The 15,340-nt window shown below is 73.6% G+C and carries 5 protein-coding genes; all 5 read left to right on the forward strand.

Annotation, left to right across the window (positions count from 1 at the left end; genetic code table 11):
* Window positions 1-145 precede the first annotated feature (145 nt).
* The 5 genes from ACLJQF_RS03390 (at window position 146) to ACLJQF_RS03410 (ending at window position 15,340) form a co-directional block, all read left to right on the forward strand.
* A complete protein-coding gene (locus ACLJQF_RS03390; protein WP_410606709.1) occupies window positions 146-4,006 on the forward strand; it encodes a non-ribosomal peptide synthetase in 3,861 nt (1,286 codons plus the stop codon).
* On the forward strand, window positions 4,003-12,435 hold the full coding sequence (locus ACLJQF_RS03395) for an AMP-binding protein (protein ID WP_410606710.1): 8,433 nt from the start codon (window positions 4,003-4,005) through the stop codon (window positions 12,433-12,435). Before ACLJQF_RS03390 ends, ACLJQF_RS03395 begins: the two co-directional genes overlap by 4 nt.
* 23 nt (window positions 12,436-12,458) lie before the next feature.
* Window positions 12,459-13,331 carry a TauD/TfdA dioxygenase family protein gene (locus ACLJQF_RS03400; RefSeq protein WP_410606711.1) on the forward strand — a complete coding sequence of 291 codons (873 nt, stop codon included), beginning with the start codon at window positions 12,459-12,461 and terminating at the stop codon, window positions 13,329-13,331.
* A 123-nt stretch (window positions 13,332-13,454) separates the two neighbouring features.
* Window positions 13,455-14,663 carry a cytochrome P450 gene (locus tag ACLJQF_RS03405; protein WP_410606712.1) on the forward strand — a complete coding sequence of 403 codons (1,209 nt, stop codon included), beginning with the start codon at window positions 13,455-13,457 and terminating at the stop codon, window positions 14,661-14,663.
* Entirely contained in the window at window positions 14,660-15,340 is a 681-nt protein-coding gene (locus ACLJQF_RS03410) for a hypothetical protein (protein WP_410606713.1), read from the forward strand. The genes ACLJQF_RS03405 and ACLJQF_RS03410 overlap by 4 nt, the downstream gene beginning before the upstream one ends.

Genomic DNA, 15,340 nt, shown 5'->3' on the forward strand with positions numbered 1-15,340 from the left:
ACTTCCGGGCAGACTTTTGTCACCCCTCGTCTTCACCCGATGGTGTGGTGTTAACTGGCGCGACAGACAGAGAGCGTTTCCCCGACTCGGCTGCGACGGCACAAAGCGGTACCGGTGCGCCCGCCCCCGCCTGGAAAGGCTGTCCATGCGCGTGTCCGCCCCGCTGTCGTCCGGCCAGCAGCGTCTTTGGACCGTTTCCCAGCTGGACGGCGCGGGACCGGCCTACAACGAGACCATGGCCTTCGCCCTGCGGGGACCGGTGGACCGCGAGGCGCTGCACCGGGCCTTCGACGCCCTCGCCGACCGGCACGAAGCCCTGCGGACCCGGATCGTCGTCGAGGACGGCCGGCCGGTGCAGGTCGTCGAACCCGCCGGTCACGGGTTTCCGTGCGTGGTCACCGAAGTCGCCGGGCGGCCCGGCGACGCGGCCGAGCTGCGGCGGGCGGAGGCGTTCGAGCCGTTCGACCTGACGCGGGCGCCGCTGGCCCGGGCTCGGCTGGTGGTCGAGGCTGGGGCGCCGCCCCCCGGTTTCCACGCTACCGGGGAGCACCGACAGTTCCGGGACGCCGACGAGCACCACGTCCTGCTGATCACCGTGCACCACGTCGTCTTCGACGGCTGGTCCCGCACGCTGCTGCTGCGCGAACTCGGCCTCCTCTACGCCGCTCAGCTGAGCGGCGAGACAGCTGAGCTGCCGCCCGCACGGCCGTACCGAGAACACTCCCTGGCGCAGCGGGAGTGGCTGGCCGGCGACGGCCCGGCAACGCACGAAACCTACTGGCGGGAGCGGCTCGACGGCGTCCCGCCGGTACTGGAACTGCCCGCCGACCGGCCGCGCCCGGCCCGGCAGGACTTCCGGGGCGCGCGGGTGCCCGTCTCCCTCGGGCCGGACCTCACCGCGCGGCTCAAGGCGGTGGCGCGCGAGCACGGGGTCACGCTCTACTCCACCATCCTGACCTGCTGGTCTCTCCTGCTATCCCGGCTTTCCGCGCAAACTGACATCGTTGTCGGCGTCCCCACCGCGAACCGCGGGACCGCCGGCGAGTACCCCGGCACGCTCGGGTTCTTCGTCAACACCCTGGCCGTGCGCGCCGACCTGGCCGGCTCCCGGACCGGTGCCGTCCTGCTCAAGGAGGTCCGCGCGGCCCTGCGGGGCGCGATCGAGCACGCCGAGCTGCCGTTCGAACGGGTCGTCGAGCTGGTGAACCCGCCGCGCAGCCCGGCGCACACCCCGCTGTTCCAGACGATGTTCGCCTGGGTGCCGACCCAGCACGACCTCCTCGAGCTGCCGGGTGTGACCGTCGAGCCCCTCGACGTCGAGCACGCGCCCGCGAAGTTCGACCTCGCGCTCGGCCTCGCCGACGAAGCCGGCGACGGCGGCGACGTTCTTGGACACCTCGACTACGCCGTCGCCCTGTTCGACCACCCGACCGCCGAGCGGTACGCCCACTACCTCGTCCGGCTGCTGGACCAGCTGGCCGCACGGCCCGACGCGGCCATCGCGAGTTACGAGCTGCTCGACGACGCCGAACGTCGCGAGATCCTCACTTCCTGGAGCACCGGTCCGCGGCCGAACCGGCGTCCCGGCGGGCTCGTCGACCGGTTCACCGCCCACGCCGACGCCACCCCGGACGCCCCCGCGCTGGTCTGCGACGGCCGGACGCGCACCTACGGCGAACTCGACCGGCGCAGCACGAAGCTGGCGAACGCCCTGCGGGCACGCGGAGCCGGCCGCGGGCAGGTGGTGGGCGTCCTCAGTGGACGGTCGGCGGAGCTGGTCACCGCCATGCTGGCCGTGCTGAAGACCGGGGCCGCCTACCTCCCGCTCGATCCGGCCCAGCCGGCCGCCCGGCGGGCGGCGATGGTCGAGGACGCACGCCCGGTGCTGGTCCTCGGCGACGACATCGGCGACATCGGCGACATCGGCGAACTCGAGGCCGCAGGCGACGAGACCCGGAGACCGGTCCCGGCCGAGCCCGGCGAGACCGCCTACGTGATCTACACATCGGGGTCGACCGGACGCCCGAAGGGAGTCGCCGTCACCCACCACAGCGTCCTCGCCCTCTTCGACCAGTGGCTCGACCGCTTCGGCGCGACGCCCGGCGAAGCGACGTCGGCGTGGTCGAGCATCGGCTTCGACGCCTCGGTGCACGAACTACTGCTGCCCCTGACCACCGGCGCCGTGCTGCACGTCGTACCCGAGGACGTCCGGCCCGATCCGGCGGCGCTGATGGCGTGGCTGCGCGAGCACCAAGTGGTCCAGGCCTTCCTGCCACCCGCCTACGTCCGGTGGATCGACGAAGACCCCGCGCGCGTCCACGGGCTCGCCCTGCGGCAAGTGCTGACCGGCGTCGAACCGCTGACCGACGCCGCCCTCGCCCGGTTCGCCGCCGCCTTGCCGGGCCTGCGGATCTGTTTCGGCTACGGGCCGACCGAAGCGACGCTCTACGCCACCGCGCACGTCGACCCGCAGCCACGGGACCGCCCGGCCCCGATCGGACGGCCGCTCCCCGGCTCGCGGCTGTACCTGCTGGACGAGCGGCTGCGCCCGGTCCCACCGGGTGTCGTGGGCGAAGTGTTCCTCGCCGGCGACTGCCTGGCCCGCGGCTACCTGAACCGGCCCGGGCTGACCGCCGAGCGGTTCGTGGCGGACCCGTTCACGCCCGGCGAGCGCATGTACCGCACCGGGGACCTGGCCCGGTGGCTGCCCGGCGGCGAAGCCGAGTACGCCGGCCGTCGCGACGACCAGATCAAGCTGCGCGGCTTCCGCATCGAACCCGGCGAGGTGACCACCGCCCTGCTGGCCGTCCCCGGCGTCCGGGAGGCCGCCGTGCTGGTGGACCGCGAAGGCGAGCCGCGCCTCGTCGCCGGCGTCGCGGGCGGCGGTGGCCGGACCCCGCACGAGTGGCGGGCCGCGCTGGCCGGCCGGCTGCCGGACTACATGATCCCGTCGGTGTTCGCCGAGTTCGACCGGCTCCCCTTGAGCCGCAGCGGCAAGCTCGACCGCGCCGCCGTGCTGGCGCACGCCCGGGCGAGCGCACCCGCAGCGGTCAACACCGCCGCCCCGCGCGACCACGTCGAGCTGGCGTTGCTGCGGATCTGGCGAGACCTGCTGCTGCACCCCGCGATCGGCGTCTCGGACGGCTTCTTCGACGTCGGCGGCACCTCGATCTCGGCGATCAAGCTGGCCCACGCGATCGGCGCGGAGTTCGGCCGCGAGCTGCCGATCCGGGACGTCATCCTGCACCCGACCATCGAGGCGCAGGCCGCGCTGCTGCGTGCCGATCGCCCACCGGAGACCGGCAGCCTGATCGAATTCCGCCGCGGCGACGGCGAGGCCCGGGTCGTCTGCGTGCACCCGGCGGGCGGGACGGCGTTCTGCTACCTGCCGCTCAGCGCCGCCTTGCCCGCGGAGGCCGGAGTTCTCGGCATCCAGTCCCCCGGGCTCAACGCCGGAGAGGAGCCGCTGCCCAGCGTCGAGGCGATGGCCGAGACGTACTTGCGGCTCGTCGGCCCGCGACCGGACGAGACCATGGTCCTTTGTGGACTCTCCTACGGCGGTTTGGTCGCCTACGAGATGGGCCGCCGGCTCGCGGAGCACCATCCGCGCGTCAGCGTCGTCCTGCTCGACACCACCGCCACCGACGACCCGGCCGCGAAAGCGGCGATCGAACCGGTGCCGGCGGCCGAGTTCCGCGAGAAACTGGTCCGCTTCAACGGGATGTACCCCGGAATCGAGGATGCGCAGATCGAGCGTTACCACCGCACGTACAACCACAACCGGCTGACCGCACGCGAGCACGACCCCGGCGAGACGGCGGCGCGAGTAGTCTTCGTGCAGGCCGTCGGCGAGGACACCGTCCCCGGCAGCGCCGAGTTCTGGCGCCGCCGCGCCCGCGGCGAGTTCGAGGTCGTGCCCGCGGACTGCGGCCACTGGGACATGCTCGAAAGCGACGCGCTGCCGCTGGTGGCCAAGCTCATCACCGCCGAACTGGCGGCCCGATGACGTCGATCGCCCGCCGCATCCACGACCGGGCGCTGCGGCACCCGGACGCCCTCGCCGTGTCCGACGGCGACCGCCACCTCACCTACGCCGAGCTGAACGCGGGTGCCGCCGCCGTCGCGGAAGCCCTGACGCAGCGCGGGATCCGCCCGGGTGACGCGGTCGCCGTCGGCTTGCCGCGCTCGCTGGAGCTGGTGCAGGCCATGCTGGGCGTGCTGCGCCTCGGCGGCCAGGTCGTGCCGCTGGACCGGCAGAGCCCACCCGCGCGCCGCGACGTCATCCTCGCCGACGCGGGTGCGGTCGCGGTGATCGAAGCCGAGCTGCCGGCTTCGACGCCGGCCGACGCCGGGATCCCCGCGGAGCCCGCACCGGCGTCGTTCCTCTTCGCCACCTCCGGCACGACCGGGCGACCCAAGGGTGTCGAGGTCCGTGACGCCGGGATCCTGCGCCTGGCCGAACCCGGCTGGCTCGACATCGGCACCCGGTTCGCCTGCCTGGCCAACCCCGCGTTCGACGCGATCAGCTTCGAGGTGTGGGTGCCGCTGCTGACCGGCGGCACCTGCGTGATCCTCGACGACGACACCGTGCGTGACCCGCAGGCGTTCGCCGACGCGCTGGTCCGCGAGCGCGTCGACACGATGTTCGTCACCGCGACGCTGTTCAACGCGGTCGCCGAGACCGTGCCGGGCAGCTTCGCCACCGTGCGCCGGGTCGTCATCGGCGGCGAGCAGCTCAACGCCCCGCTGATCCGCCGCTGGTACCGCGCCAACCCGGACGCGCCGACACGGCTGCAGAACGGCTACGGCCCGACCGAGACGACGACGTTCGCGCTCAGTTACGCCATCCCGCGCGGCTTCGACGGCGACGTCGTGCCGATCGGCCGTCCGCTGCCGGGTACCGGCGCGGTCGCGGTGACGGCGGACGAGCGCGTGGCCGCCGAAGGCGAGGTCGCCGAGCTGTACCTCTCCGGGGCCGGCGTCGCGCTCGGCTACCGCGGCCTGCCCGCGGAGACCGGGCAGCGGTTCGTCCGGCTGCCGTGGCTGGACGAGGGCCGTGCGCGGTTCTACCGCACCGGCGACCTGGTGCGCGTGCTCCCGGGCGGGCGGTACGCCTACGTCGGACGCACCGACCGGCAGGTCAAGGTCCGCGGGTTCCGGATCGAACCGGGCGAGCTGGAGCAGCGGCTCCTGGGCCACCCGGAGGTCCGGCAGGTCCACGTGGCCGTGCGCCGCGCGGCCACGGCCGAGTTGCTCGCCTTCGTCGTGGCGGGAGACCTTTCCTACGACGCGTTCGAAGCGCACCTGGCCGCGACCGTGCCGGCCTACATGCGGCCGCACCACGTGTTCCGCGTCGGTGAGCTGCCCCGGAACGCGAACGGGAAGGTCGACGAAGCCGCGTTGCTGGCCGCCGGTCTCCCGCCGTGGCGACCGGAGACCGGCGGCCGGGCGACCGCGTGGGAGCGCGAAGTCCTGGACGTCGTGTCCGAGACGCTCGACCTCCCGGACCTTCGTCCCGGCGACACGTGGCTGCGGTCCGGGGGCGACTCGCTGAAGGCGCTGCGGCTGCGCTTCGCGATCCGGGAACGCTGGGGCGCGGACCTCGCGCCTTCGGTCGTGCAACGCGGGACGTTCGCCGAGCTCGCCGCGGCCGTCTCCGCGGCCGGGCGGGCGGCCTACCTGGAGCCGGGCCCGCCGACGACCGCGGCGGCGGCCCCGGCCACCAGCGAGCAGCAACGGCTTTGGCTGCTGCAGCACCGGAATCCTGCTTCCACGGCCTACCACGTGCCGCTCGCGTTCCAGGTCACCGGCGCTCCCGACGTCGACGCGCTGCGCCGGGACGTGCGTGCCCTGGTCGCGCGGCACCCGGCGCTGCGCACCGCGTTCGAGGCCACGCCCGGCGGCTTGCGGCAGGTCGCGAAGGCGCCCTACGACCCGTGGACCGAGCCGGCCGGCGACTTCTTCACCGCGCCGTTCGACCTGGCCTCCGGCCGGCTGCTGCGCGCCGCGTGGCGACCCGATGGCACGTTCCTGCTGTGCCTGCACCACATCGCGGTCGACGGCTGGTCGCTCAACATCCTGTTCCGGGAACTGTCCGGCGCCGAACCGCGGCCCGGCGCGCACACGCCGCTCGACTTCGCCGCGTGGCAGTCCCGGTGGTTCGCCTCCCCCGGCTACCGAGCCCAGTTGACCGACCGCTTCGACGACGCCGAGCCCCTCGGCGAAGCGTCCCTGGCCGGGCGCCTGCACACGACTCGCATCGGACGCGAGCGCGTCGACGAGTGGGCCGGTGAGCTGGGCCTGACCCGGTTCCAGCTCCTGCTCGGCGTGTTCGCGTGGAGCCTGTACGCGGTGACCGGGCGGGCCCGGCCCCGGATCGCCGCGCCGGTGGCGAACCGGCCGGTGCGGGCGTTCGAAGACAGTGTCGGGATGTTCGCCAACACCGTGCGGCTGCCGCTGGCGATCGACCCGGGTGAAGACCTGGACAGCCAGCTTCGCCGGCTCGGCGAGGCGGCGGGTGCGGCGCTGGACCAGCAGGACGTCGCGTTCGCCGATCTCGACCCGGGCCACGCGGCCTTCGACTACCTGTTCGTGCTGGAGAACACCGACTTCGCGGCGCTGCGGCGGCCCGGCTGCTCGATCAGTCCACAGTGGATCGAGGCGGCCGAGGCGAAGTGCGCGCTCACGTTGTCGGTGGTGGAACGCACCGACGGCTTCGACTGCCTGTGGGAGTACGGCGAAGGCCACTTCACCGAAGCCGAGGCGACCGCCCTCGGCGAAGTCTTCGACCGTGCGTTGCACGGGGACGCCCGGACTCCGGACCACCGCGACCACGGCCGGGGTGCCACCACGGAACCGACGTGGGAAACCGTCGCGGACGGCTTCGCGCGTCAGGTCGCGCGGACGCCTGACGCGCCGGCGCTGACCGGCGACACGACGCTGACCTACGCCGAACTGGACGCGCACGCGGCCCGGCTCGCCGCCACCCTGCCCGCGGACGCCACGGACATCGCGCTGTACTTCCGGCCGTCGGCCGAGCACGTCGTCGCGCTCCTCGCCCTGGCCCGGCTGAACATCACCGCCGTCCCCCTGGATCCCGCGTACCCGCCGGAACTGCTGCACGCCATGCTCGATCGCGTCCGGCCGCGGTTGCTCCTGCTCGCGCCGGGGGAAACGTTCGGCACGGACGTCGAACGGCGGTCCGTCACGCTCACCGGCGGGCCGGTGCCGGACGTCCCGGCCCGGCACGCCGGACGGCCGCTGTACACGCTGTTCACCTCGGGCTCGACCGGTGTGCCGAAGGGCGTGCGCGTCCCGGACCGCACACTGGCCAACCTGCTGCAGTGGCAGGACGCGCCGCCCGCGGCGACGCAGCAGTTCTCGATGCTGTCGTTCGACGTGTCCTTCCAGGAGATCTTCACGACGCTGTGCGGCGGCGGGCGGCTGCACCTGATCCGCCCGGAATGGCGCCACGACGTGCCGGCGCTGCTGGACCAGCTGGACACCGCCGGGATCGAGCGGATCTTCCTGCCCTACGTCGCCCTGCAGCTGCTCGCCGAGCACGGCGTCCGGCTCGGGCGGTACCCGGCGCGGCTGCGGGACGTGCTCACCGCGGGCGAGCAGCTGGTGTGCACGCCGGCGATCCGCCGGTGGTTCGCCGGGCTGCCCGGCGCGCGCCTGCACAACCACTACGGGCCGACCGAGACCCACGTCGTCAGCGCACTGACCCTCGACGGCGATCCGGCGCGGTGGCCCGATCGTCCGGCCATCGGCCGTCCGGTGGCGAACGCGGTCCTGCGGGTCGCCGACGCGGCGGGCGCGCCCCTGCCGCCGGGGCAGGTCGGCGAGCTGCTCATCGGCGGTCTTCCGTCGAACCGGTGCTACCTCGGCGAAGCGGCTCCGGAGAAGTTCGCCGAACTGCCGGAGCTGTACTACCGCACCGGCGACCTCGCGCACTTCGACCGCGCCGGGCTGCTGCACTTCGACGGCCGGGCCGACCGCCAGGTCAAGCTCAGCGGCCACCGCCTCGAACTCGGGCAGGTCGAGGCGGCGCTGCTGCGGCACCCGGACGTCGTCAACGCGGTCGTCGTGATCGAAAACGGCCGGCTGAGCGCGTTCCTGGAGTGCCGCCGGACGCCGTCCGCCGCGGAACTGGCGGACTTCCTGGTGCCGCTGCTGCCGCCGCACGCGCGGGTGGACCGCTTCCGCGTCGTCGACGCCCTGCCGCGCACGCCGAGCGGGAAACTGGACCGGGACGCCACGGCCCGGGTGGCCGGGACGGATCTCCACCGGACGGCCGACCGCCCGCCGAGCGAGCTGGCGGCGCTGTTCGAGGAGGTGACCGGGGCACCGATCGGTCCGGACGAGACGTTCTTCGCCGCCGGCGCCGGCTCGCTGGCGCTGATGCGGTTCCACCTGCGCTGCGCGGAAGCCGGCTACCGGTTCACCGTGGCGGACCTGTTCGAGCACGTCACGCTCCGGGCCCTGACGCGGCACCTGGAAAGCGCCACGGCTCCGGCGCGGGTCGCCGCCCGGGGTGCCGCCGACGAGCCGGTCGCGGTCGTCGGCATGGCGGTGCGGCTGCCCGGCGCACGGGACTTGGCGGCGTTCTGGGACCTGGTCGTCTCGGGCCGCCGGGGGATCGAGGAGTTCCCGGCGGCGGACGGCCTGGTCGGTGCGCGCAGCCTGCTGGCCGATCCCTTGGCGTTCGACCCGGAGCACTTCGGGATCAGCCACCGCGACGCGGCGCTGATGGACCCGCAGCAGCGGCAGTTGCTGATGGCGTGTGTGGAGGCGTTGGCGCACGCCGGGATCACGTCGGGGGCCGGCGTCGGGCTGATCGCGGGCTGCGGCGAGAACACGTACTTCCAGCAGCTGCTGCGCGAGGCCGACCCGGCGGCCCTGCCGGACGGCTTCCAGCTGGCCCTGCATCACGAGAAGGACTTCCTGGCGACGAAGGTCGCCTACCACCTCGACCTGACGGGTCCCGCGCTGACGACCCAGACGGCGTGCTCGAGTTCGCTGGTCGCGGTCCACCAGGCGGCGGCGATGCTGCGCGCCGGCGAGGCGGAGGTGATGCTGGCGGGCGGCGTGCTCGTCGACGTCACCCTCGCGGCGGGCTACCGCTACCGGCCGCAGCACATCTTTTCGCCGGACGGGCACTGCCGCCCGTTCAGCGACGACGCGGACGGCACGGTGGGTGGGAGCGGCGTCGGCGTGGTGGTGCTGAAGCCGCTCTCGGCGGCCCGTCGTGACGGCGACACGGTGTATTCGGTGCTCACCGGTTCGGCCCTGACCAACGACGGCGCGGTGAAGCAGGGGTACACCGCACCGTCCCCGGCCGGGCAGCGCTCGGCCATTCAGGCCGCGCTCCGGCGGGCCGGCCGCTCGGGCGCGGACGTGGGGTACGTGGAAACGCACGGAACGGGAACCCGCCTGGGCGACCCGATCGAGGTGGCGGCCCTGCGCGAGGCCATGCCCGACGTTTCGGCGTGCGCGCTTTCCTCGGTGAAGAGCCAGCTCGGCCACCTGGGCGCGGCGGCCGGGGTGGTGGGCTTGATCCGCGCGACGCTGGCGGTGCACCACGGGGTCGTGCCGCCGACGGTGGATTTCCGGGCGCCCAACCCGGCGCTGGAGCTCGGGCCGTTCCGGGTGCCGACGCAGGCGGAGCCGTGGCCGCCGGGGCCGCGGGTGGCGGGTGTGAGCAGCTTCGGCATCGGCGGGACGAACGCCCACGTGGTGCTGGAGTCGGTGCGCCCGGTGCCGCCGTCACGCCCGGAGCCGGTGCGGTGCCTGGTGCTCTCGGCCCGCAGCCCGGCCGCGCTGCGTTTGGAGGCGGCCCGGGTGGCCGAGTACCTGTCGGCGCACCCATCGTCCTATGTGGACGTACTCCGGCACCTGCAGTCGGGCCGCCCGGCCGCCCGCTGGCGCCTGGCGGCCCCCTGCGCAGACGCGGCCACGGCCGTCGAGTACCTGCGCACGGCAGAACCCCGCGAAGTGCCCGCCCCCGCTGTCGTGAGTGGTAATTCGGGTTCTAACCCTCATTACCACTCACGACCGGCCGCGGAAGACTGGCTGGCCGGGGGCTTTGTCGACTGGGGACGGTCCGCCGCGCCCGCGCCGTGGGATTTTCCGCCGCCTGCCTTCGACGCGCGGGACTTCGACTTCCCCCGGAAAGCCGCGGTCGCGCGACGGCCCGAAAGCGAGTGGCTACACCAGCCCACTTGGGTACGTCTTCGCCGGGCGGCGGCCACGGCGGCGGCGGCCGATCGCATCCTCGTCATCTCCGGCGAAGGCCCGCTGACCGCTCCGGCCCTCGACGCCGCCTACCCGCGCGTCGTGCGGGTTCACGCGGCGGACCGCTTCGCCCGCCGCGGCACCGACACCTTCGAGGCCGACCCCGCCGACAGCGCGCACCTGCGGGAAGTGCTGGCCGCCCTGCCGGAAACCGGAATCGACTGGCTCCACACCCTGCCGCTCGGCATCAGCGGACCCGTCGGCGAAAAGTCACTGGAGCAGGCGAAATGGGCCTGCCTCGACACCCCGGCCGCGCTCCTGCGCGCCGCCCACGACCGTCCACTCAGGACGTGGTGGGTCTCCGCCGGCGCCGCGCCCGCGAACAGCGCCGTCACGCGTCCCGAAGCCGGGCTGCTCGCCGGGATCACCGCCGTGGGCCCGCAGGAAAGCGGCCTCCCCGGGCACTGGATCGACCTGGACCTCCCGGACTTCGACCGGACCGCCGACCTCCTCACCGGGCCGCCCCCACCCGAGCGGGTCGCCCTCCGGAACGGGTTCTGGTGGGTCCAGGACAGCACTCCGGTCACCGCCGGCGAGTCCCTCGGGCACGACGGGACCCACCTCGTCCTCGGCGGGACCGGCGGCATCGGCGCCACAGTCGCCGAAGAGCTGCTGGCCCGCACCACCGGCCGCGTCATCCTGCTCGCGCGCCACCCGCACCTGCCCGAGGCGCTCAAACCGTGGGCCGACCGCGTCGACCTCCTCGCCGCCGACCTCACGAAGGTGACCGCCGACGAGATCCCCGGTCCGCTCACCGGGATCGTCCACGCCGCCGGGTCACCGGCCGGCGCCCTGATCGCCACCCGCGGCGACGGCACCCAGGACGTCAAACTCGCCGGTGCCCTGCTCGTGGAAGAGCTCATCGAACGCCACCGGCCGCGGTTCGCCGTCTACTGCTCGTCGCTGTCCGCGCAGTTCGGCGGGACCGGCCAGCTCGACTACGCCGCCGCCAACGGGTTCCTCGACGCGCTCGCCCACCGCGACGGCCCGACCGCCCGGCTCGCCATCGCCTGGGACGTCTGGCGGGACAGCGGCATGGCCGTCACGGCCCTGGAAACCGACGCCCGGCACCAGGCCCACCTGGCCGTCGGCCTGAGCGACGACGAAGGCCGGCGCACCTTCGCCCGCGCGCTGGGGTCCGGCCTCCCGCAGCTCCTGGTCGCGACGACCGGCCTCGACGCCGCCCGCGCCTTCCACGAACGCGAACGGGACACCACGCCGGCGGCGGAACCGGCCGAAGCGGACCTGACCGAGGAAGTCCGCGCCCTCCTGGGCGTCGCCGAACTCGACCCGGACGTCCCGCTCTACGACCTCGGCGCCGACTCCCTGACCCTGCTGGACGTCGTCGAGTCGGTGAAACGCCTGTACGGCGTCGACCTCGATCTCGCCTGGCTCGGCCCGGAGGTGACGATGTCGGCGTTGCTGGCCAAGCTCGACAACGCCGCCGACACCGGTGAAGTGGTGGTGCAGGTCTGGCGGGAAGGGACGACGCCGGAAGCCGTCTGCCTCGTGCACCCGGTCGGCGGGGACGTCCACGCCTACCGCCCGCTCGTCGAGGCCCTGCCGCCCGAACTCGGCGTCTGCGTGATCGCCGACCCGGCGCTGAGCCGCCCGGAGCCGCCCGGGTGGTCCATTGTGGACCGCGCCCGCCGCTACCACGCGGCGCTGCGGGCCCAGGTGCCCGGCCGCACCTGGCAGCTGGCCGGGTGGTCGTTCGGGGCCTGGGTCGCGACCGGTATGGCCGCCGAGGCCGAGGCGGCCGGGCAGCCGGTGCGGGCGCTGCACCTCATCGACCCGCCGCCGCCCGGCGCGAGCGCGGCCGACTACGACGACACGCAGCTGGAAACGGTGTTCGAGCGCGAGCTCGGCGGCTCCGCGAGCGAGCACGCGCACCAGCTCGCCCGTGCGTGCCGGGCCAACCTGCGCAGCATGGCCGGGCACGAACTGCCCCGCCTGACCGCGACCCCCAGCCACATCTGGCTGGCCACCGAAGCCGACCCCGGCTTGCCCGTGGCCGATCGCGACGGCTGGCGAACCCTGCTGCCCGAGCCGAGCCACTGGCACGACCTGCCCGCCACCCACTACGGCATCGTGCGTGCCCCGCACGTCACCGAAGTGGCCTCGGCCATCGGACTGTGAGACCCGCAGGAGGAAAGGAAACCATGGAGCAGTACGAACTCGACGCCGTCAAGCGGATCACGACGCGGCCGCCGCGCGACCACCGCACCCTGGCGGTGCGGGGCCTGACCCCGGTGATCGGCGCCGAGGTCACCGGCCTGGACCTGACGCGGGAACTGACCGAAGAACAGCTCACCGAGCTGAAAACGGCGTTCCTGGACCACCACGTGCTGGTGTTCCGCGACCAGGACATCACGCCGGAGGACCACCAGCGCCTGGCCGCGAGCTTCGGCGAGTTGCGCCCGGTGAACCCGCCGCCCGAGCACGGCAACCCGTACATCCTCGAGGTCGCCACCGCCCCGGAGTCGGTGAACGTCTTCGGCAACGGCTGGCACGCCGACGGCACCGCCGACGCGGAGCCGTCCCTGGGTTCGATGCTGCACATCACGCGCATGCCGGAGCCGGGCAGCGGCGGCGACACGCTGTTCGCGAACATGCACCTCGCCTACGACATGCTGTCGCCGAAGCTGAAGGAGCTGCTGGCCGGGCTCACCGCGATCCACGACGGCGCACACGCCTTCCGCGGCCACCAGATCCCCGAGGGCTACGAGCCCCCGGTCAGCGAGCACCCGGTCGTCGTGCGGCACCCGGAAACCGACCGGCCGCTGCTGTACGTCAACCCGGCCTACACCTCGCGCATCCCGCAGCTGTCGGCCGACGAAAGCCAGGCGGTGCTCGACCTGCTGTTCTCGGTCGTGCCGAACCGGCCGATGCTCGCGTGCCGGGTGCGATGGGAGCCGAACACGCTGGTGTTCTGGGACAACCGCTGCGTCCAGCACCACGCGACCTACGACTACTACCCGCACACCCGCTTCGGCCACCGCGTCGCGATCAACGGCGGCCCGCTCAAAGGCTGACACCGTCTTTTACTAATCCGACCAAAAGTAGGCCGACCCCCGCGCGGCACGTAACTGTTGCTACGAAAGTCATTCGGCCGTGACTGTGGTCGGATTAGTAACGATCGACACAGTAGGAGTCCCATGTCGTCCGAACCCGTGGTGGACGTCCGCGATCCGGCCGTCCTCGACGATCCGATGTGCGGTTACGACCGCATCCTCGCCGCGTCGCCGGTCTGCCGGGCCCGCCTGCCGAACGGCGAGGAGGGCTGGCTGGTGACCGGCAGCGCCGAGGTCCGTGCGGTGCTGGCGGACCCGGCCGTGCGCAACGACCCGGCGGGCCTGCCGGGCCAGGGCGCGCAGACGCAGGAGGAGACGTTCCTCGCGCTGGGCACGCCCCGCGAACACCTGCCCTACCTGCGCGCGAGCCTGCTCAGCCTCGACGGCGCCGAGCACGCGCGGCTGCGGCGCAGCATCGGCCACGCGTTCGGCGCGGCGCGGGTCGCCACCTTGCGCCCGCGGGTGCAGCAGATCGTCGACGGGCTGCTCGACGGGCTGGCCGGAACGGCGAACCTGCTCGACGAGTACGCGTACCCGCTGGCCATGGCGGTGGTGTGCGAACAGGTCGGGGTGCCCGAGGCGAACTGGGCGGACTGGTGGCGCTGGGGCAAGGCGCTGGTCGACGGCGACCCGGCGCGGATCACGCCGACGCTGGGCGAGATGTTCGCCTACTGCCACGCCTTGGTGGACCGGCGCCGCGCCGACCCGCGGGACGACCTGCTCAGCGAGGTCGTCGCCCAGGACGACCTGACCGACGTCGACGCCGTGGCGCTCGTGGTGTTCCTGGTGCTCGCCGGCCACGAAACGATGGCGAACATGCTGGCCAACGCGGCGCTGGCGCTGATGCGCGACCCCGGCCAGCGGGAGCTGCTGCGACGCGAGCCCGAGCTGTGGCCGGCGGCGGTCCGCGAGCTGGTCCGCACGGACGGCCCGGTCCAGCTGGCCCGCCTGCGTTACGCGGCAACGGACCTGGTGGTCGGTGGCGTGCGGATCAAGGCGGGCGACGCGGTGCAGGCGGTCCTCGGCGCGGCCAACCGCGATCCGGCGCAGTTCGCCCACCCGCACACGGCGGACGTGCGGTGGCAGGCCGAGCACGGCGGCCGGGAAGGAAACGTCGGATTCGGCTGGGGGCCGCACTTCTGCCTCGGGGTCGCGTTGGCGAAGCTGGAGGCGGAGGTCGCGCTGCGGAGCCTGTTCGAGCGCTTCCCCGAGGTGGAGCCGGTGGACGAGGCGGCGTGGGTGCCGCTGCCGCGGGCCCGGCACCGGGTCGCCTTGGAGGTGCGGCTGCGGTGAACGCCCCCGATGTTTCGGTCATCCTGCCCTGCGCCGGGTTCGGGACGCGGTTCGGAGCGCCCTACGCGAAAGAACTGCACTGCCTCGCGCCCGGGACCACCGTGCTGGACCGCAGCCTCGAGGCCGTGGTGGAGCTGGTGAAGAGCGGGCTCAGCGTGCGCGTGGTCGTCGTGTTCGGCCCGCACAAGCTGGACACGGTGAAGTACCTGGCGCGCTACGCCGGGACCTTCCAGCTGGTCTTCGTCTACCAGGACGACGTCGCCGAACCGGGGCTCGACGGGGCGATCCGGTGCGCGCTGCCGCTGACGCAGGGGCCCGTGGCGCTGGTCCTGCCCGACATCGTCGTCAGCGACGTGGACAGCCTGCTCTCCGCGCTGCGGGAAGCCGATGTCGCGGGCTGGAGCGTGGTGGCCGCCGAAGAGCGGGATCCCGTCGTGCTGCGGCAGATGGGCGCGCTGACGGTGACCGGCGGGGACGGCGTCGTGACCGTCGAGGCCGCCGCCGAAAAGCCGGCCGACCCCGCGGGCTTCAACGCGCTCTGGGGCATGGTGGCGGTCACCGAGGCACAGGCCCACCGGCTGCCGGACGTGGCGCGGCGGGACGCGGACAGCCCCCTCTCCGGCGCCCGCGCCCGGATGGTGGCGCGGATCGTCAACTACAACACCACCGAGGGATGA

The organism is Amycolatopsis sp. lyj-109, assembly GCF_046548995.1.
GTDB lineage: Bacteria > Actinomycetota > Actinomycetes > Mycobacteriales > Pseudonocardiaceae > Amycolatopsis.